Consider the following 19,363-nt stretch of genomic DNA (forward strand, 5'->3'; position numbering starts at 1 on the left):
CGATCCCTGATGGCTGGTCAATGAGAACGACATCGTCACGCCGGGCCCGCCTGTCCGCCGGCGAGAGATTGCTGCCGCGCGATCACCTCGGCGCGCGGACCGTAATCGACCAGCGAGCCGGCGCGCATCACCATGATCTTGTCGGCCTGCTCGGCGATCGGCCGGCGCTGGGTGACGACGAGAACCGTGGTGGCGGCGTCCCGCGCTTCGCGCACCGCCTGTTCCAGCGCGCGCTCGCCGTCGGAGTCGAGGTTGGCGTTCGGCTCGTCGAGCACGAGGATCCGGGGTGAGCCGTAGAAGGCGCGGGCAAGGCCGACACGCTGGCGCTGGCCGCCCGACAACTGGTGCCCCGCCGGCCCGATCACGGTGTCATAGCCTTTGGGAAGGCCGAGGATGAGGGCGTGCACATGCGCGTTGCGGGCTGCCGCGATCACCGCCTCGTCGGTACGGCCCGGGGAAAAGCGGGCGATATTGTCCGCCACGGTGCCCGGCAAGAGGTCCGCCTCCTGCGCGAGATAGCCGACGTGACGGCCGAGGCGCTCGCGGTCCCAAGTGCGGATATCGGCGCCGTCGATGCGGATCGCGCCGCTGCTAAGCTCCATTGTGCCGACGATCGCGCGCATCAAGGTCGACTTGCCCGAGCCGGATGGCCCGATGACGGCGACGCACTCTCCAGCCGGAATGTCTGCCGAGATCCGGTTGAGGATCGGCGCCGGCGCGGCCGCCGCAGTTCCTCGCGGCGGGAAGACGACGGCCTGTTCGATGCGGATGCGGCCGGTAGGGGCGGGGAGATCGATCAGCGGGACATCCGCAGGGCTCCGCGCCAGCGCGACCTTCAACCGGCTCCAGGCCTTGCGGGTGTCGATGAAGCCGCGCCAGCCGGCGATCACCTGGTCGATCGGCTGCAGGCCCCTCGCCGAGATCAGCGACGAGGCGAAGATCATGCCCGCCGTCATCTCGCCCATGAGAACGAGATAGCCGCCATAGCCGAGGATAGCGATCTGCAGGCCGAGACGCACGACGCGCGAACCGCCGGCAAACGCGCCGTTGATCCGGTTCACGCGGTCTTGCGCCTGAAGCGAGGCCGCCTCGCTGCGGCCCCAGGCGCCGACGACGTCGCTGGTCATGCCCATCGCCTTGATCGTCTCGGCGCTGCGGGCAAAGGCCTGTGCCGACAGCATCGCGTTCACCGAGGCGTCGCTGGCCTGCGAGGAGGCATCCTGCGTGGCAGCCTGGTTGGCCCAGGCGATCAGCGCCAGCACCACCGCGCCGAGGGCGGTGAGTACGAAGAGATGCGGATGGACGAGATAGAGGAGGAGGATGAACAGCGGCGCGAAGGGCAGGTCGAGATAGGCAAGGATGCCCTTGCCGGAGATGAAGCCTCGGACGGTGCCGAGGTCCCGCAAGGGCTGGACATCGCCCAGCCGCGCGCGCGGCCCGTCCAGCGACGCGATGAGCGTATCGGCGCCCGCCTCCACCGCAAGGGCCGCGGCAAGGCGGCTCGCCAGAATACTGCGAACAGTGTCGACGACACCGAGGAGGATCAGTGCGCTCGCCGCCAGCAGAGAGATGTAGATGAGCGTCTCGACCGAGCGGGAGGGCAGCACCCGGTCGTAGACCTGCAGCATGTAGAGCGGCTGCACCAGCATCAGCACGTCGACCACGAGGGTGAAGCCGAAAAGGCCGGTGAGTCCCTTCTGCACCTGCCGCCTGATGCGGCTCTCGGGCATCGCCAAAGGGGGCGCCGCAGGTCCCGGTTCAAGGGGGATAAGAGGGCTTCGCGTCGACTGGCGCGTTTCGCGCGGCATTATCCCACCTGCGGTTCGACCCTAAAATGCTGAAAGGCATGATCGACATGGGCCCCCGGCCGCCAAGCCCGAGAGCTTGCGGACGGGATGCGCCCATGCCGGTCATGCCGGGTGGGGGCGGATTACTCCGCGGCTTCCTGCATGGGAGCGATCCGGTCGTAGATATCCTCGATCCGGATGATGTCGTCCTCGCCGAGATAGCTGCCGTGCTGGACCTCGACGATTTCGAGGAGCGAACTGCCGGCATTCTCCAGCCGGTGCACCGCGCCCAGCGGAATTTCGGCATGCTCGTTCGGCTGGAGGATGTAGATCGCGGCATCGACGGTGACGCGCGCGGTGCCGGTCACCACCACCCAGTGCTCGGCGCGGAACTGGTGCTTCTGCAGGGAAAGCCGGCCACCGGGATAGACGGCGATCCGCTTCACCTGGAAATTGCTGCCGAGATCGCGCACCTCGTACCAGCCCCAGGGACGGTGCACCCGCTGATGCGCCGATGCCTGCGGCACCGACCGCCGCTTCATGTCCTCGACCAGCAGCTTGACGTCGCCGGCCCGCTTGCGGTCGACCACCAGGACGGAGTCCGGCTCGACGATGACGACGAGATCCTTGGTTCCGACCACCGAGGTCAACTGGCCGCTGGAGCGGATGTAGCAGCCCTCGCTGCCGAGCACCTGGATGTCGCCGCGCAATGCGTTGCCCTGCGCGTCGTGCGGGGAAATTTCCCAGAGCGCGTCCCAGGTGCCGACATCCGACCAGCCCCAGGCCGAGCGCACCACGCTGGCGCGGTCGGTCTCTTCCATGACGGCGTAGTCGATCGAGATCTTTCGCGCCTGCTGGTAGGCGCTGCGGTCGAGCGCCAGGGCGCCGGACCGGTTGGTCCGGTCGGCGACGGCGTGCTGCACAGCGGCGAAGTCCTGCGGCTGCAGGCGCGCATATTCGCTGATCAGCGTTTCCGGAAGGGTCAGGAAATTGCCGGAGTTCCAGAGGTAGCCGTTCTCGATGTAAGTCGTGGCGGTGGCAGCGTCCGGCTTCTCGATGAAGCGTTGCACCGGCGACAGTCCGGGCTGGATCGCGGGGCCCGGCTCGATGTAGCCGTAGCCGGTGGCCGGATGGGTCGGCGCGATGCCGAAAGTGACGATCCGCCCGTCCAACGCCGCGGCGCGGCCCGCGACCATGCTGGCGACGAAGGCCCGGCTGTCCTCGATGACGTGGTCCGAGGCCAGCACGGCAACGCAGCAGCCGGGGCTCTGCGCGGCGACCAGCAGCAGGCCGGCGAGGATGGCGGGGCCTGAATCGCGGGCCTCCGGCTCCAGGATCAAGGTCGCGTCCATGTCGATGGCGCGCAGCTGGCGCTCGACCTCGAAACGGTGGCTCTCGGCCGTGACGATGACCGGAAAGCCGAACACGGCATCGTCGGAAACCCGCAGCAAGGTCTGCTGGAAGGACGACAGCTCCCCGGTCAGCGGGATGAACTGCTTCGGCATGGAGTCGCGCGAGACCGGCCAGAGCCGGGTGCCGGAGCCTCCGCAGAGGATGAGGGGTCGGATGTCCGCAGTCATGCTGTTCGCTCCTGGTGAGAGAAAGGAAGAGGGGCTATCGGCGGGACTATTTCCGGCTGATGCGCTCGTGCCGCTGCGTGTCGGGGACGGCGTCATCATTCGGGGTCGCGGGGATGAACGACGAAGCATCGCCGGATGCGGGATCTTGCGGCGGCGCGAGCTGCAGCGAACCGAGGCCAACGGTGGCCGGCGCGCCGATGCCGCCAGTGCTGGCGCTTCCCGATCCCGCCTGCAGGATGTCGCCAGGCCAGAGCGCCGTCGTCATCGTCGCATCGAAGACGTCCATGCGCCCTTGGCGGTAGCGGGAAATCCGCAAGGTCAGCGCACCCGAAGCCGATTGCGCGTCGAACGGCATCTGGTCGAGCTTGATCTGCCGCGCCTCGGTGACAAGGGGAAGCCCGCCTTCCGCCTCCGCCAGCTTCAGCTTGGTTTCCTGAAGGTCGGTCATCAGCCGGCTGCGATAGGAGGTGTCGAGTTCCGCGAGCTTGAGGTTGATTTCCGCCAGCGAGGACTTCGAGCGCGCGAGGTCGCTCATGATCCGCGACAGGTCCGAGCGGCTCTTCGACTTCTCGCGCTGGAGGTCGATGACCGAGGACTTCTTGGTCAGCCCGTTGACCAGAAGGCCTTTGAAATCCTTAATCTGGTCGTCGAGGTAGTCGATCTGCTCCTGCTGCAGCGCGCTCTGTTCCTGGAAGGCGGCGACGTCGCCTTCAACCTGCCGGCTTTGCTGCTGCAGCAGGCCGAGCTGACGGTTCTGCGAGGTCGACTGGAAGGCGAGGATTTCCCGCTCGCCCTCGATCAGCCGCCGCATCATGTCGGTATCGGCAATGCCGACATCGGGCGCCTCGATCGTCGCCGAACCGCCGAGCTGGGCGTCGAGACGCGCCTTGCGGGCGAGCTGTCCGAGATAGGCGAGCTTGAGGCTCTTTAGACGCTCGTCGGTCTGGAGGAAATCCGAGCGCTGGGCGACCGTTTCGTTGGTCAGACGCGCCATGCCGCCGGCCAGCGCCAGCGCCGTCTCGATCGTCATGCCGTCGATATAGGCGTAACGGCCCGGTGCCCGCACGCTGCCGACGATGGTCAGCGGCCGCAGTTCCGTAAGGCGGACGCTGATCACCGGATTTTGCAGATAGCCGCTGCCGAAGCGCTGGACGAGATCGGCCTGCAAACCTTCCGGCGTGAACTGGGTGACGTCGATCGGTCCGACCAGCGGTAAGGTGATCGTGCCCATCGGCTCGACGAGGTAAGTGCCGGAGATCTCGGTCTGGTCGAAGACGGTGATCGAGACCCGGTCGCCGGGCGCCAGCAGGTATGGCTCGGCTTCCGCAGGTTGCGCCTTGCCGGCTTGAACGGTGGCCGCTTGCGCACTGGCCTGCTCACCCGCCGCCTGTGCGGCATGGCCGTGGATGGGCCCGAGCACCATGGCGGTGGACAGCAGCCAAAGACCTGGCACCCGCCATCCACCACGACCACGCCTCAGCCACCTCTCGAGTATCGGCTTGTCCATCTGCGCCCCGCATCTGACTGATCGGTTGATTGATCAGTGCCGAGCGTAAGCAGTTTCCCAAGAAGGAAGGGAAACGATTGTGGCTACAGACGCCCTCCGCAAGGATTACTTCCTCCTGCCGTCGAAACCTTTCCGCGGAACGAATGATGTTTTGCTGCCAAGATGGCGAAAATTGCCGCCCAGCTTGCTTGGAGACGAGGCGGGAAGAGGGTTACTCCCGATCGCCCCGTCTCTTCGGCGCCGTCGCACTTTAGAGTTGCCGCGAGCAACAGGGTGCCGAACGATGTCTGCCGAGCCCAGCAAGAACCTTATCGAATTGGCGCGGGCTTTCTGCGGCGGCCGGTCCGTGGTCGCCGCTGCGGACATAGCCGGGCGTGCGATCACCGTCGAGGTGGCGACGCCTGAACGGTTCCTCGCCGTGGAAGCGCAATTCCGCGACCTTGCCGGCCGGGCGCTGGCCGCCAATGCTTTCATGGAGCCGGCGCTGGTCGCCGCCGCGGCCGGCTGGCAGCGAGACCCGGTCTATGTGCTTCTGGCCTGGGCGGCCCCCTCCGGTCCCTCGCCAATGCGGTTGCTGGGGGCCTGGGCCTTCACCTCCTGCCGCGCGTCGCCGCTGCTTCCGATCACCGTCCTGAAGACGCCGGTCCACGGTCATGCCGCGCTGGGAACGCCGGTGGTCGATGACGTCCGTTCGCTGGCCGTCGTCGATCGGCTGATCGCCGCCATCGCCGATGCGCCGCAGCTGCCGAAACTGCTGCAGATCCATGCGCTGCATCTGTCCGGCCCGCTTGGCGAGGTGATGCGGCAGGTGTTTCGGTCAAGGCGGATCCGCGTGCTCGTGATCGATTCCCGCCGGCGTCCCCGGCTCGATGCGCGGGCACGGCAGGCGCCTCTGTCGCGCAGCCGCAGCAAGGCGCTGCGGCAGAAACGCCGGCGGCTGGCGGAACAAGGCGAGGTTTGCTGTACGCACGCGGTGCACCCTGTGGCTTTCGGGGCGGTGCTCGAGGAGTTCCTGGCGCTCGAGGCTTCCGGCTGGAAAGGGCAGGGCGGCAGACGCGGGCGGGCGATCCTTCGGCATCGCGCCCTCAGCGGATTCTTTCGGGACGCGCTGACCGCACTGTCCGCCCGAGGCCTTGCCGACATCGCCGTGCTCCGCAGTGCCGGGCGGCCGGTCGCCATGCAGGTGACGCTGACCTCCGGCCAGACCGCCTTCACCTGGAAAACGGCCTATGACGAGGCGTTCAAGACCTGCGGCCCCGGCCTCCTGCTGCTTGAGGAGGTGACGGCACTTCTCAATGACGACATCCGCATCCAGTCTGCCGATTCCTGCAATCACCGGGACGATGGCTACATGGCGGAGTTCTGGAGCGGGCGGCTGGATGTGGCCGACGCCGTTCTCGACGTCCGCACCGGGGTTTCCGCGGGCTTCTGTCTTCTGGGCTCCAGCTCGTATCTAGCCTTTCAGGCAAAGCACCGGGCGAGGTCGACGATGGCCGCCTGGCGCGCCCGTCCGCCGTGGCGGCGGGGTCTGGAGGCGGCCCGCCAGAAGTTGCGAGATTGGCGCGGCGGCGGCAAGCCGAGCGTCGCTCGCGGTGGCGAAGGCGGTCAGGTCCGATGAGTGTCGGCCATTGGCAAGGCGACCGGATGGGCGGCATTTCGGTCGATCCGCGAGCCGCGGCGCATGCCTTGGACCTTCGTGCGACCACGGCTACGACCGTCGAGGGCCAGGCGCTCTCGGTATCGGTCGTCGATGCCACGCAGTTTGCGGCTCATGCCGGCGAATGGCAGTGCCTCTGCCGGCGCGCCGCTGTCGCCAACGTCTTCATGGACCCGGCCGTGGCGCTGGGCGTCGAGGCCGCCTCGTCGCTGTCCTTGCGCGTGCTCCTCGTATGGCATGCCGCGACGGCGTCGGAGCCCGAGCCCTTCCTGGTCGGCGCCTGGCTCGGGGCGTTGCGCGCCAGCCGGCTGACCTCGCCGTTCCGGGGCTTCGTCAGCCCGACGACGTCGGTGGCCTATCTCGGGACGCCGGTCGTCGACGCGGCGTTCGCCGAGCCGGTGTTCTCACTGCTGCTTGCCGAACTGCGCGACAACCCGGCGCTTCCAGGCTTTGCCGAGATCGGCGATTTCAGCGCTGGGCTGGTCCCCGCGCTCACCGCGGCGCTCGAGCGGCACAAGATGAGCTTGGCCATCGTTGAAAAGCGGCAGCGGGCGCATCTTTTACCTAAGGCCGATCCAGAGGGGTTCTGGGCCAAGACCGGGTCGCGGGCTCATATCAAGAACCTCGCCCGTCAGCGGCGAAAGCTCGGGGAGATGGGCCACCTCGAATTCGTGGCGGGCGTCAGCGTCGCTGAGATCGAGCGGCAGCTGGAAGAGTTTCTGGTGATCGAGGCTTCCGGCTGGAAAGGCTCGCGCGGCAGCGCGCTGGCGTCGAATGCCGAAACGGCCGCGACGGTTCGAAAAATGATCCAGGGTCTTGCCCTGCGCGATGGGGTGAAGATCCACGCGTTGCGGGTCGACGGCAGGCCGGTGGTGATGAGTGTCCTGCTCTGCGCCGGACGGGAAGCCTTCACCTGGCGGATTGCCTTCGACGAGAGCTATCGGCGTTACTCCCCGGGGATCCAGTTGCTCGAAGACCTGACGCTGGAGCTTTTGCGCGACCCCGGCGTCGAGCGCACCGATTCCTGTAACCACCGCGATACGGGTTTTCAGGCCGAGCGCTGGTCCGAGCGGCACGAGCTCGTCGATATCCTGATTGGCACCCGTCGGCACTCGGCGGTGGTGGTGTGGTGCCTTGCCGCCCGTGAGCGCTTCCTTCGCCGCGCCAAGGACTTGGCGCGGCATGCCTTCCAAGCGGCCCGTCATCGACTGGTGTCGGGGAAGGAGAAGCCGAAAGGGTGAGGGGGCGGCAGCGGAGACGATGGCGCGACCGCCGCGAATCGCACCGCATCCGGCGGGCCTCGCGGTCGCGCCGGATGAGGTGGGACGGATGCCCTTTGGCTTGGCTATTCAGCGGCGATCGGCTGCTGCAGGCTGTCGGCCAGCGTGGTCTCGGGCGGAAGCGGTGTGCGGCCGAGGCCGAGATACTCGTAGCCCAGCGCTCTCAGCAACGCGCCGTCGAGATGGTTGCGCAAGTCGATGACGAGGGGCCGTGCCATCGTCTGGCGTAGTTCTGCCCATGGCAGCTGCGCGTAGTCGGCCCATTCGGTGAGGAGCACGACGGCGTCGGCGTCGAGCAGCGCCTCTTCGGCCGTGCCGGCCATGTCGACATCGGGCAGCAGGTGGGCGAAATTGGCCATCGCCGCGGGATCGTGGGCGACGACCTCGGCGCCGGCGTCGATCAGGCCGTCGATCACCGTGATCGCCGGCGCCTCGCGCACGTCGTCCGTGCCGGCCTTGAAGCTGAGACCGAGCACCGCGATCCGCAGATGGCGGACATCGCCGTCCAGCCGATCGATGATGCGGTTGACCATGGCCAGTTTCTGCCGCTCGTTCGAGAGGATCACCGCCTCGGCGATCGGCATGGCATTGCCGGCGTCGCTCGCCGTGCGCACCAGCGCGCGCAGATCCTTGGGGAAGCACGATCCGCCGAAGCCCGGCCCGGCCTTGAGGCCTGCGGCACCGATCCGCTTGTCGAGCCCGACGCCGATGGCGAGATCCTCCACGTCGGCACCGACCTTCTCGCACAGCAGCGCGAACTCGTTGATGAGGCCGATCTTCGTGGCGAGAAAGATGTTCGACGCATACTTGATCATCTCCGACGTTTCGATCGCATCGAACGCCAGCAGGCGGTGGCCGCGCAAGGTTAGGGGCGCGTAGACCCGGCGCATCAGTGCCAGCCCCTCCTGTGAGCCCGAGCCGATGACGATCCTGTCCGGCACCAGGAAATCCATCATGGCGCAGCCTTCGCGCAGGAACTCCGGATTGGACACGATCGCAAAGCGCTCACGTGGCAAGTGGGCGGCAACCAGGGCGTCGAGGCTGGCGCAGGTGCCGACCGGCACGGTCGACTTGATCACCATCGCGACGAAGCCGTCCGCACCGCTCTCCGCCCGGCAGCGCGCGGCGTTCTGGACGGCGGCAACCAGTGGGCCGATCTCGGCATTCGGCCCACCGGCGGCGGTCGGGGTGCCGATGGCAAAGAACAGCGCCAGCGTCTCGCTGGCCATTGCCTCGGCGAAGTCGACACTGAAGCTCAGCCGTCCCTCGGCCATGTTGCGGGCGACGAGCTGGTCGAGCCCGGGCTCGTAGATCGGGATGTCGCCCGCTTGGAGCCGCGCAATTTTCTGAGCATTGGTATCGACGCACAGCACGCTGTGCCCGAGTTCGGCGAGGCAAGCTCCGGTCACGAGGCCGACATAGCCCGTTCCGATAACGCAAATTTTCAGCATATGGCCTCCGGAGGAAGAAACGGTTGGCGAGATCGCTCACCGTCGTCGCCGCGTCAGCGTGCACCGCGGGCGGAAAGCACCGCAGGCAAGGTGCGCAGCAGGATGACGAGATCGAGGCTCAGGCAGCGGTCGCGAATGTAGGTCTTGTCCCAGCTCTCCTGGTCGGAGAGGTCGCCATCGCTGCGGGACTGGATCTGCCAAAGCCCGGTGAGGCCCGGCAGCACGCTGCAGCGCAGCTGGCGGAATTCTGCGCTGAAACTGTCGAGATGATAGGACGGGAAGGGGCGCGGGCCGACCAGGCTCATTTCGCCGCAGAGGATGTTCCAGAGCTGCGGCAGTTCGTCGAGGCTGCTGCGGCGGATGAAGTGTCCGACCCAAGGCAGGATGCGCGGATCGTCCTTCAGTTTGAAGCAGCGCTGCCATTCGGCAGCGGCCGCGGGGTTTTCATTGAGATGGCGCGCCAGACGGCTGTCGGCGTCGATGAACATGCTGCGCAGCTTCCAGACCCGGAAGGGGATGCCGTGCCGTCCGACGCGCGTCTGGGCGTAGAAGGGGGAATGGCGGTCGACGCTCCAGATCGCGGCGGCGAGGACGAGGATGAACGGCAGCGCGGCGAGAAGCAGCGTGCCGGCGACGAGGAAATCGAACACCGATTTCGCCAGCGGGCCAAGCGCGAGAACGCCGCGCCGCGCTGCCCCCGTCGCCTCGGCCAGCACCATGGTGGCGGCCGGCGGTTCAAGGCCGATGCTGTTCGGTGGGACCGTCAGCCGGAGACCGGGCCGTTCGGCGCTGATGTCGATTTCGGGATCGGCAAGCGACATGACGTAACTCCACCTTGCGTCGTGCCGGCTGGCACGACGTTTTCATGGAAGGGGTCGAGAAGGCTGGGGGAAAACCAGGCGTGTCGCCGGAGCGGTAACCCGGCGACGTCGCTGGCGGGGCGGTCAGCGCGGGGCGGCGACCGCCGACAGCGGGGCGTGGTGTCCCCCGGCGTGCTGCAACTGCTTCTCGATCCAGCGGTAGGTCGGGACGATGCCGGCATGGAGGCCGATGGTGGGTTCCCAGCCCAGCACGTTGCGCAGCCGCGTGTTGTCGCTGTTGCGCCCGCGAACGCCCTGTGGCCTCGACAGCTCGTGGCGCTTGACGAGTTGTTTGCCGGCCGCGGCGGAGACGATGTCGACGAGATCGTTGATGGTGACGAGCTCATCCGTGCCGAGGTTCAGCGGTTGCGAATAGTCGGAGCGCATGAGCCGCACCAGGCCTTCGACGCAATCGTCGATGTACATGAACGAGCGGGTCTGTTGGCCATCGCCCCAAATCTCGATCTCGTCTCCGTTGCGGGCCTTCGCCACCTTGCGGGCGATCGCCGCCGGTGCCTTCTCGCGGCCGCCGTCATAAGTGCCGAGCGGACCGTAGACGTTGTGAAAGCGCACGACACGGGTCTCGAAACCGTAGTCCTGCGTGTAGTATTCGCAAAGTTTCTCGGTGTAGAGCTTCTCCAGGCCGTAGCCCTCCTCGGGCGCCGCCGGAAAAGCGTCTTCCTCGCGCAGCGGCACGACGTCGGGATTGTGCTGCAGGTGCGAAGGATAGACGCAAGCCGAGGAAGAGTAGAGGAAGCGCTTCACCCCAGCCTTGTGCGCCGCCTCGATCATGCCGATGTCCATGCGGGTGTTGTTGAGGGTGATCTCGGCATGCGACTGGCTGATGTAGCCGATGCCGCCCATGTCGGCCGCCAGATGGTAGACCTCGTCCATTCCCGCCGTGGCCGCCGCGCAGTTGTCGCGTTCCCTCAGGTCGACTTTCAGGAATTCATCGGCGCGGCTGGCGCCGTATTCCGGCATCTTGATGTCGGCAGCGCGGACCCAGTGTCCCATCTCCTTCAACCGGGAGGTCAGGTGATGGGCGATGAAGCCACCGGCTCCGGTGACCAGGATCTTCTTCTCTCGATTGCGTTCCAGCATCGTTCTTTCCCTTCGTTGACGATGCGCCAACGCTGCGTCTCCGTCGGGCGGAATGTAAGATCCCCAAAGGTGATAGCTCTCTTTACCGGTGAAGAGGTTCGTTTACCTGAGCGATAGTGTCGGGCGACTGTCCTGATTATTTGATGCAGGACGAAGGAAAAGCGCTCGTTTCGAAACAGATAGTTGCCGACATCGTATGATGACATTCGCTAGCCAATCGGATTGCTCACATTGCGCTGCAGCATTCGCATTGACCCTGCTTCCGGCCTGATGATCATCTGACGCCAGTCCCCTCCGGCGCAGGACTGGCCTAGCGTGTCTTTCACCACCGGAGCGGATGAAGATTCACCCTGAGGAACGCGCGATGAACAGGATACTTGTTACTGGCGGATCAGGCTTTGTCGGCGCCAACCTTTGTGAGTTCTTGTTGAGATATGGTCACGAAGTGATTTGCCTCGACAATTTCTCGACGTCGAGCCGCGAGAACATCGCGCATCTGGAGCCACATCCGCGGTTTCATGTGATCGTCGGCGACGTGCGCTCGGCCATTCGGCTCGAGGCAACGCAAATCTACCATCTGGCCTGTCCGGCCTCGCCCCCCAAATACCAGGCGGACCCGGTCTTCACCATGGAAACGTCGGTTCTGGGTGCCATCAACGTCTTGGAAATGGCGCGGCGAACCGGGGCGCGGGCCTTGATGGCCTCGACCAGCGAGATTTATGGCGAGCCGGAGATTTCGCCGCAGCCCGAGACCTACCGCGGCAACGTCAACTGCTGGGGCCCTCGCGCCTGCTACGACGAAGGCAAGCGCAGCGCCGAGGCCCTGTTTTACGACTACCGTCACCAGTACGGCGTCGATGTGCGCGTGGCCCGGATCTTCAACACCTATGGCCCTCGCATGGCCCCGGCCGACGGGCGGGTGGTGTCGAACCTCATCGTCCAGGCGCTGAGTGGCGAGCCGATGACCGTCTACGGGGATGGCAGCCAGACGCGGTCGCTGTGCTATGTCGTCGATCTCGTGCTCGGGCTGTACCGCCTGATGAACCGACCGGGCTTGCCCGGGCCGGTCAATCTCGGCAACGAGCACGAAAGCCGGGTCCTCGACGTCGCAGAAGAGATCCGTTCGCTCGTCGGCCATGCCTCGACCATCTCCTTCCGGCCGCTGCCGGTGGATGATCCGACGCACCGCCGCCCCGACATCTCGCTGGCCCGTCAGCATCTCGACTGGGAGCCGATGGTGCCACTGGCGGAAGGCCTGCGCCGAACAGTCCAGTACTTCGACGAGCTGCTCCACTCGGACCTTGCCGTCAGCGGCGCCGTTGCCGAAGCGGCAGAGTGATGGGAGCGCTGCAGGCGTCTTGCGAAATTCCTCAGCGAGGGGTTCAGAGGTCATGACCATTCAAGAACGCGTGCACGCTGGTCGCCCGATGGCCTTCTTGGCAAAACCACCGAGTTTCAAGGTGCTTGGCGTGCCGATCAGCGCGATCGATCCGCGCAAGGCCATCGAGGCGATCGAGGCCTGGATCGAGGCGCGCGATCCAACCTATGTCTGCATCACCGGCGTGCACGGCGTCATCGAGTGCGGACGCGACGAAGCGTTGCGCCGTATCCATGAGGAGGCGGGCATGGTGACGCCGGACGGCATGCCGCTCGTCTGGGTCGCGCATTCACGCGGCCTGTCGGCCGTGCAGCGGGTCTACGGACCCGAACTCATGCTGAAGCTCAGCGCGCGTGCCGCCACGACCGGTCATCGGCATTTCTACTATGGCGGCGCCGAGGGGGTTGCCGACGAGTTGAAGCAGCGGCTGCAGGCGCTGATTCCGGGCCTGCAGGTGGTGGGCACGCTGACGCCGCCTTTCCGGGCGATGACCCCTGAGGAGGACGCGGCGACGGTGGAGCGGATCAACCAGGCGCGGCCGGACATCCTCTGGGTCGGCCTCAGCACGCCGAAGCAGGAGCGCTGGATGAGCAGCCATCGCAGCCGTCTTGAGGTGCCGGTCATGATCGGCGTCGGTGCGGCCTTCGATTTCCTGTCCGGCCGTAAGCGTCAGGCACCGCAATGGATGCGCAGATCGGGGCTGGAATGGCTGTTCCGTCTTCTCAGCGAACCGAGGCGCCTCTATCGGCGATACCTCGTGATCATCCCGACATTCATGTTCAGGATTTTATTCGATAAGCGCTGATTACAATGTCAGAACTACAAATGTTTGACTTGTTTGTTTGCCACCAAAATAGATGATGACTGCGCAGTAGCATTCAATGAGCACCATAAGTCATCCTTCGATTGGCAGTGTGCCGGCTGATCAAGCCGCATAAAAATTTCCCAACCTTCGGATTGGCAAAATGATCGGCGAATAGAGCGCCAATGAAAATAGGCAGTGCATGTATACAGAATAGCGCTGAAATTAAATGGGGGTATGAAATGCGTGGGCGTGCAGGGATCATCATCTGTGACAAGAGCCGATTGTTCCGAGAGGGGCTGGTATCACTCCTGAAAGAGTCTCAGTTCAAGATTCAGTCTGTCTGCACGGATTTGGAGGAAGTGCAGCAGCTTCAGACGAGGTCAGCGAAGGGGATGACATTCCTGCTAGGCGCCAATTCTGCTGCCGAGTTCGATCTGCTGGAGGTCGCCAACCTCAAGCAGACCTATCCCGGCAGCCATGTCGTTCTGCTTATCAATTCCTGTTCGGAGGAGCAGCGCTGGCAGGCGGCGCATTACGGCATTGATGGCGTGCTGCTGAAGTCGATCTCGACCGAGGTGCTGTGCCTCAGCCTGGAACTTGTGCTGAAGAGCCAGAGCGTCTTCATCGTCAACGCCGATTCCGGTGCCGAAGAGCCGCCGCGGCGCGTTGAGATCGAGGCGGCGATCCCGGTAGCGCCGGGGGAAGGGGATGGCACGCCGGCAGACAAGAATGCCGACCGATGGACGCTTGCGCCCGCAAGCCCTGTGCCGGCCCCCGTCCACGCCGCACCGACCATGATCTCCTCGCGCCGAGAGGGACTGTCCGATCGCGAGCTCGAAATCCTCGATTGTCTGGTCAACGGGCATTCCAACAAGCTGATCGCCCGCCGTTGCAACATCACCGAGGCGACCGTGAAGGTGCATCTCAAGGCGATCTTGCGCAAGATCAGCGTCGCCAACCGTACCCAGGCCGCGGTTTGGGCGATCAATAAGATGCACCGTTCGTCGGCGCAGATCGATGCGCCGGTCGCCTTGAATATCGATCGCGGCCATCTGGCGGCCGTGCCGCCGTCGACCACCACCGTCGAGGCTGACGATGGCGATAGCGGGGCCGAAGAGGCTGTCGATCCTCCTGTCGCTTTGGCGCTGGTTCATAGCCGCGGGGGTGATGTGCGGTTGGGGACCGTCTAGGAGTCCGCGCGGCCTGACTGGATAACAACGGGACGCTCTCCTCCTTCGATCGGTCTGTTTTCCTTTGAGGGAAGCGTGTTCGTTCCACCGGTAAAAATAGCCCAGGGCGCGAATGGCCTGGGCTCGCCGCTGTCTCCACCGCCCCGCCATATAGACCGCCTGTTCCGTGCGACGAAAGTCACGGCCTGTTGCGGACGCGAGATGACCATGCACTGTCGACGTCTTAGGCATCGTTCAGGGTAGGGCCCGCTTTAGGACAAGGCCGCCCGGAAGGATGCGCTCGCCCACTCCGCCGTTACTTCTGTCGCATCCATGCCGGGCACGCCGGCAGGGGGAGGGCGTGCCCTTGCTTGCGGATCGGTTATCTTCGAGGCCCGCTCTAAATATAGCCGGTCCAAACTTTATTAACGCTTTGTTACATTGCGATGAACGATGGTGTTAAGACCGTTTCTACATTGACCTCAGAACTAGAAATACTGGATCGTGCGCTGGTTCGGGCCAGCATGCGCTGGCGGCCGGGCACAATGTCCGCCATCGCGCCCGGCTCCTCAAAGACCTAGCTTGCGCGATGACTTCGTCTGAGGCCAACGCGATGAGCAGTTTGAAATTCGGAACCAGTGGGTTGCGCGGGCTCGTGTCCGACTTGGCGGGATGGCCGAGCTACGCCTACGTGCTGGCCTTTCTCCGGCATCTCGACAGAACCGAGAGGCCGGACGCGAAACGCGTGGTGCTGTTCGGTCGCGACCTGCGGGCCAGCAGCCCGGACATCGTCGGCAACTGCCTGGCGTCGGCGCTGCACGCCGGGTACGAGGCGATCGACTGCGGCGCGCTCCCGACACCGGCTTTAGCTTTGGCGGCGCTCGAAAATGGCTGTCCGGCGGTGATGGTCACCGGAAGCCATATCCCCGACGATCGAAACGGCCTGAAGTTCTATCGCCGGGATGGCGAGATCACCAAGGCTGACGAAGAGGGCATCCATGCCCAGTTCGAAGCGATCACCAGCGGCGGCGGGCCGATCCGCTTGCTGCGCAGCGTCGGGCCGCTGGAGCGCAACACCGAGTGCATCGCGCGATACCGCAAGCGCTACCTCGATTTCTTTCCTGGCAATTGCCTGTCAGGCCTGCAGGTGGGCGTGTTCACCCACAGCTCTGTTGCCCGTGACATTCTCCTCGACGTGCTCGTTGCTCTCGGCGCTGCCGTGGAGGAGCTCGGCCGCTCCGAAATGTTTATACCCGTCGATACCGAAGCGCATCGGCCGGAGGACCTTGCCCAGCTCGTCGCCTGGGGGCGTCGCAATCGCTATGATGCGATCGTCTCAACCGATGGCGACGCCGATCGGCCGCTGGTCGCCGACGAAAGCGGGGTGGTGATCCGCGGCGACTTGCTCGGCCTTATCACCGCCCGGCATCTCGGCCTTCGCACCCTCGTCACCCCCGTCACCTCGAGCACCGCCGTCGAGACATCGGGCATCGGCCAGTCGGTGATCCGCACCAAGGTCGGCTCACCCTTCGTAATTCAGGGGATGGTCGAAGCCGCCGCCCGCGGCGATGCCGGCATCGGCGGCTTCGAGGCGAATGGCGGCTTCCTGCACCTGAAGGACATTCACTGGCAGGGCCGCACCTTGAGGGCGCTGCCGACACGCGATGCCTTGCTGCCCATTCTGGCAAGCCTCGCCGAAGCGCGCGCGCTGGAAGTGCCGCTGAGCGCGTTGATTGCCCAGCTGCACGCCGGATACGCCGCGGCGCACCGGCTGCAGAACGTTCACGCGAGTCAAAGCTTCATGTTCATGCAGAAGCTCGCGACCGACGCCTTTTTTCTCGGCGAGTTCTTCGCCCCGATCGGCACGCTGGCCAGCATCAACGTGATCGATGGCTTCAAAGCCACCTTCGCCAGCGGCTGCTCGGTGCACTTCCGTCCTTCCGGCAACGCGCCGGAGCTTCGGTGCTACGTCGAGGCCGGCTCGCAGGCCGACGCCGATCAGTTGCTGCGCTGGAGTCTTGCCCAGGCGCGGGATCACATCAGTGGTCTGTCGCGGCTACAGACAGCGTGATGAGGGCGGCCGGCCCGCAGCTTTTCCATGGGCCGGCCGCCGTGTCTCACGCGAAGGCGAAGTCGTTCGCGTGCAGGTCGTCGATGCTTGCCTCGTTGATCAGCAGATGGCTGCTGCCGAACTCGATCATCACGTCATCGCCGGATGGGCTGGCGGCATCCAGCACATCGTCGAACGATCCGAAGAAATCCGCCGGCAGGACGATCTGGTCATGCTGCTGGCCGCCAAGGCTCATGTCCTCGATCGAGTCGGTGCTGCCGTCATCATTGAAGACGAAGATGTCGGCCCCGGCGCCACCGAACAGCAGCTCGTTGCCGGTGCCGGCATGGATCGTGTCATTGCCGCCCATCGCATGAATTTCCAGAGCGCCGGCTTGGCCGGTGAGAACATCCGCTGAAGCGCTGCCGACGATGTCCGACCCGTCAGTGCTGGCGTTAGGGGCGGACTGGGGCGCTGCGTCAACGGCCGGTGCCTCTGCAACAACCTGTGCTGCGGGAGCCGCCGGCGCCGCAGAAACCGGCGTCGCCGCACCGGAACCGGTCGCTGTCGAACCGTCCCCGGTCAGCCAGGCCGACGTATCGGGGGGCGTTGCCGAGCTGAGGGTCGAGCCGTTGTCCTGATCGGTATCGGACTGATAGGCGGCCCAGGTGTCGCCGCTTGGCAGATCGCCCCACCACCAGTGGTTTCCGCCGTCCATGAAGTACTGGTTGTCGCTGAAGACATTGCCGCCGTTGAGGAGGCCCGCTTCGTTGAAGTCGGCAACGGCGCCGGACCGGCCGTCGCCGCCGGTCGAGACGAGCACGTTGTCGTGCACGGTGTTGCCGGTGGTGGTGTACGCGCCATAGGCGCCGCTGCCGCGATCCTGCTGGATCAGACCGATGCCGTTGAGCCCGTCCGACATGTCGATCTTGTTGCCGTAGACATCGACATTCTGCGCGTTCTGCAGCTGGATCGCCGCTCCCCACAGCCAGTCGCCCTGCGCCGCCTCGCCATTGCCGGCAAAGGTGTTGTTGCGGATTACCGCGTCGTAGGAGATTTCGTGGTTGATGCCGCCGCCGTCATTGTTGACGACCAGATTGCCCTCGTAGAGCGTGTCGATGTTGTCGACGTCGGTCCACAGGCCGAAGCCGTGATTGTCGTGGCTGTAATTGTCGCGGACGACAAGGTTGGTGGTCTGCGCAAACTTGCTGCCGCCGCCTTCCCAGAACGGGTCGATGCCGGACCAGCCGCCATTCGCGCCGATGTCGTTGCCCTCGACGAGGATGTTGGCGCCGTTGCCGCCGATCCCCATCTGGCCATTGTCGTGTACATTGTTGCCGATGATCTTGCCGCCGTCCTGAACGGTGATGCCGACGCCGTAGTTCAGCTTCACCTCGTTGTTCTCGACGGTCCAGTTCTCGCCGCCCTGGATGGCGCCGTGCTGGGTCGGTGCATTGAAGTGCTGGATGACGAGGTTGGAGATCGTCACGCCGCTGGCATCAGACTCGAAAGCAGCGCTCGCAATGCCGGCCTCGACGGTGTGTCCGGCCGGTTTGTCCGCAAGGTAGATCTTGTCCGCGGCGTAGTCGAAATAGAAGCTGCCGGGCTTAACCGCGTCCAGACTGGAAACGGGTTTCAGGGGATGGCCGTCGACGAAGACGGTTTCGGGAAAGCCGCCGCGCTCGGCAACAGCCTCGCTTGTGGCAATGCGCAGGCCCTCCTGGGTCTGGCCGGACGCGACATAGAGCGAGCCTTGCTGGGTGAAGCTGGTCAGGACCGCTCCGCCATCAAGGACGGCGCCTTGCTGGCCGATAAACGTCTGGCCATCCTTCGGATCCAATGGCTGCGTGAGGCGGTGGACCCCTTCTTCGAAGACGAAAACCGCATTAGGTGCCGCATTCCCAACTATACTTTGATAGTTGTCACCAACCGAAATTTGAATCGCGCCGTTGGGAATTTCGACAGACGTCGGTCCGCTTCGAATTGTATTGGTTGCTGGCATTTAAATCACTTTGAATGTTGAACACCAGGTCAAAGTGATTTCAGAAATAGTCAGGAATGTGTCTCCCCGCCATAATCGCGGCCAGGTTGTATGAAGGGGGCTTGGAATTCAAGGTAGACATCTTGTAACGCACTTTCCACTTCGCGTCGCCCATGCGTTCGGGTTCAGTCGTCGGTTGCAGAGATGAAGTGCTTAACGAGTTTTGACCAATTTTGAGGTTTGCCGCATCCGTTCGGCGAAAGCGATCGGCTGACATCAGTTTCCGAGCCAGTCTATTCAGGCGGAGAGCCTGAAAATCATACTTATTATACCGTTAAATTTAGTAAAAAACATTCAATATTATTAAGTTGTTGGTTCGAAATATTTCTGATTTGTTTTTGAATAGGGGCGCCTTGGATTGAATTGGAGGGGATGGGCGGTGTCGTCGGGGATGAAAGAGTTGGCTAATACACTATCCTCGAAAGAGTCCGCCTTTCACCGCGATGGCGAATGCGCAAGGCGTCGCGCATCCGCGAACGCCAAGGCTCGTCCGCTTCAGCGTTTGATGGGCGTTGCAATCGGCGGCCGTTGCGGAACGGCAGACCTGGCTGGCTCCCTCTTCTTTGCTGTGGCAGCAGGTCCGTACAACTCCTACTGCAATGCAAAGTCTTCGCATCATCTTCGACGAAGGCTGTTCGTCTAGCTCTCGCCCCCGGCGCAGAAGAGGCTCCGCAGTTCTCTTCCCACCGTTGCGATT

General features: G+C 64.6%; 14 protein-coding genes. 6 read left to right on the forward strand and 8 right to left on the reverse strand.

What is annotated here, in order from left to right; all coding sequences use genetic code 11:
• Positions 1–35: 35 nt before the first annotated feature.
• The 3 genes from ACZLZQ_RS05815 to ACZLZQ_RS05825 all read right to left on the reverse strand — a co-directional run bounded on the left by ACZLZQ_RS05815 (position 36) and on the right by ACZLZQ_RS05825 (position 4,820).
• Positions 36–1,703 (reverse strand): type I secretion system permease/ATPase, encoded by a 1,668-nt coding sequence (locus ACZLZQ_RS05815; protein ID WP_472948565.1) that lies wholly within the window; start codon positions 1,701–1,703, stop codon positions 36–38.
• A gap of 227 nt (positions 1,704–1,930) precedes the next feature.
• The gene (locus ACZLZQ_RS05820) at positions 1,931–3,367 is read right to left on the reverse strand and encodes a mannose-1-phosphate guanylyltransferase/mannose-6-phosphate isomerase (protein WP_472948566.1); all 1,437 of its coding nucleotides are present in this window, start codon (positions 3,365–3,367) and stop codon (positions 1,931–1,933) included.
• A gap of 46 nt (positions 3,368–3,413) precedes the next feature.
• Positions 3,414–4,820 carry a polysaccharide biosynthesis/export family protein gene (locus ACZLZQ_RS05825; RefSeq protein WP_472948567.1) on the reverse strand — a complete coding sequence of 469 codons (1,407 nt, stop codon included), beginning with the start codon at positions 4,818–4,820 and terminating at the stop codon, positions 3,414–3,416.
• A gap of 337 nt (positions 4,821–5,157) precedes the next feature.
• On the opposite strand from ACZLZQ_RS05825, the gene ACZLZQ_RS05830 reads away from it, so the two are divergent.
• Both ACZLZQ_RS05830 and ACZLZQ_RS05835 read left to right on the forward strand, forming a co-directional pair.
• Positions 5,158–6,492, forward strand: a complete 1,335-nt coding sequence (locus ACZLZQ_RS05830) for a GNAT family N-acetyltransferase (protein WP_472948568.1) — start codon at positions 5,158–5,160, stop codon at positions 6,490–6,492.
• A complete protein-coding gene (locus tag ACZLZQ_RS05835; RefSeq protein WP_472948569.1) occupies positions 6,489–7,772 on the forward strand; it encodes a GNAT family N-acetyltransferase in 1,284 nt (427 codons plus the stop codon). Before ACZLZQ_RS05830 ends, ACZLZQ_RS05835 begins: the two co-directional genes overlap by 4 nt.
• A gap of 104 nt (positions 7,773–7,876) precedes the next feature.
• On the opposite strand, the gene ACZLZQ_RS05840 is transcribed toward ACZLZQ_RS05835, so the two are convergent.
• The 3 genes from ACZLZQ_RS05840 to ACZLZQ_RS05850 form a co-directional block, all read right to left on the reverse strand.
• Entirely contained in the window at positions 7,877–9,262 is a 1,386-nt protein-coding gene (locus ACZLZQ_RS05840) for a UDP-glucose dehydrogenase family protein (protein ID WP_472948570.1), read from the reverse strand.
• Positions 9,263–9,315: 53 nt separating this feature from the next.
• Positions 9,316–10,083 carry a sugar transferase gene (locus ACZLZQ_RS05845; protein ID WP_472948571.1) on the reverse strand — a complete coding sequence of 256 codons (768 nt, stop codon included), beginning with the start codon at positions 10,081–10,083 and terminating at the stop codon, positions 9,316–9,318.
• Positions 10,084–10,206: 123 nt separating this feature from the next.
• Complete coding sequence (locus ACZLZQ_RS05850; RefSeq protein ID WP_472935369.1) at positions 10,207–11,223, reverse strand: NAD-dependent epimerase/dehydratase family protein; 1,017 nt, start codon at positions 11,221–11,223, stop codon at positions 10,207–10,209.
• A 337-nt stretch (positions 11,224–11,560) separates the two neighbouring features.
• Between ACZLZQ_RS05850 and ACZLZQ_RS05855 the strand changes: the two genes are divergently transcribed.
• The 4 genes from ACZLZQ_RS05855 (at position 11,561) to ACZLZQ_RS05870 (ending at position 16,646) form a co-directional block, all read left to right on the forward strand.
• Complete coding sequence (locus ACZLZQ_RS05855; protein ID WP_472948572.1) at positions 11,561–12,562, forward strand: UDP-glucuronic acid decarboxylase family protein; 1,002 nt, start codon at positions 11,561–11,563, stop codon at positions 12,560–12,562.
• A gap of 52 nt (positions 12,563–12,614) precedes the next feature.
• Positions 12,615–13,406: a WecB/TagA/CpsF family glycosyltransferase gene (locus ACZLZQ_RS05860; RefSeq protein ID WP_472948573.1), complete on the forward strand. Its 792-nt coding sequence runs from the start codon at positions 12,615–12,617 to the stop codon at positions 13,404–13,406.
• A gap of 182 nt (positions 13,407–13,588) precedes the next feature.
• Positions 13,589–14,596 (forward strand): LuxR C-terminal-related transcriptional regulator, encoded by a 1,008-nt coding sequence (locus ACZLZQ_RS05865; RefSeq protein ID WP_472948574.1) that lies wholly within the window; start codon positions 13,589–13,591, stop codon positions 14,594–14,596.
• Between the two features lie 592 nt (positions 14,597–15,188).
• Complete coding sequence (locus tag ACZLZQ_RS05870; protein WP_472948575.1) at positions 15,189–16,646, forward strand: phosphomannomutase; 1,458 nt, start codon at positions 15,189–15,191, stop codon at positions 16,644–16,646.
• Between the two features lie 46 nt (positions 16,647–16,692).
• Here ACZLZQ_RS05870 and ACZLZQ_RS05875 read toward each other — a convergent pair whose 3' ends face one another.
• Complete coding sequence (locus tag ACZLZQ_RS05875) at positions 16,693–18,465, reverse strand: right-handed parallel beta-helix repeat-containing protein (protein WP_472948576.1); 1,773 nt, start codon at positions 18,463–18,465, stop codon at positions 16,693–16,695.
• A gap of 202 nt (positions 18,466–18,667) precedes the next feature.
• Positions 18,668–18,883: a hypothetical protein gene (locus ACZLZQ_RS05880; RefSeq protein WP_472948577.1), complete on the reverse strand. Its 216-nt coding sequence runs from the start codon at positions 18,881–18,883 to the stop codon at positions 18,668–18,670.
• Positions 18,884–19,363 lie beyond the last annotated feature (480 nt).

This window comes from Mesocryomonas lacus (assembly GCF_055730105.2).

Bases quoted from the DNA above. Each gene is read 5' to 3' on its own strand.
- ACZLZQ_RS05820 (WP_472948566.1), bottom strand. From the start codon at position 3,367: ATGACTGCGGACATCCGACCCCTCATCCTCTGCGGAGGCTCCGGCACC.
- ACZLZQ_RS05830 (WP_472948568.1), top strand. From the start codon at position 5,158: ATGTCTGCCGAGCCCAGCAAGAACCTTATCGAATTGGCGCGGGCTTTC.
- ACZLZQ_RS05835 (WP_472948569.1), top strand. From the start codon at position 6,489: ATGAGTGTCGGCCATTGGCAAGGCGACCGGATGGGCGGCATTTCGGTC.
- ACZLZQ_RS05840 (WP_472948570.1), bottom strand. From the start codon at position 9,262: ATGCTGAAAATTTGCGTTATCGGAACGGGCTATGTCGGCCTCGTGACC.
- ACZLZQ_RS05845 (WP_472948571.1), bottom strand. From the start codon at position 10,083: ATGTCGCTTGCCGATCCCGAAATCGACATCAGCGCCGAACGGCCCGGT.
- ACZLZQ_RS05850 (WP_472935369.1), bottom strand. From the start codon at position 11,223: ATGCTGGAACGCAATCGAGAGAAGAAGATCCTGGTCACCGGAGCCGGT.
- ACZLZQ_RS05855 (WP_472948572.1), top strand. From the start codon at position 11,561: ATGAAGATTCACCCTGAGGAACGCGCGATGAACAGGATACTTGTTACT.
- ACZLZQ_RS05860 (WP_472948573.1), top strand. From the start codon at position 12,615: ATGACCATTCAAGAACGCGTGCACGCTGGTCGCCCGATGGCCTTCTTG.
- ACZLZQ_RS05865 (WP_472948574.1), top strand. From the start codon at position 13,589: ATGAAAATAGGCAGTGCATGTATACAGAATAGCGCTGAAATTAAATGG.
- ACZLZQ_RS05870 (WP_472948575.1), top strand. From the start codon at position 15,189: ATGAGCAGTTTGAAATTCGGAACCAGTGGGTTGCGCGGGCTCGTGTCC.
- ACZLZQ_RS05880 (WP_472948577.1), bottom strand. From the start codon at position 18,883: ATGTCAGCCGATCGCTTTCGCCGAACGGATGCGGCAAACCTCAAAATT.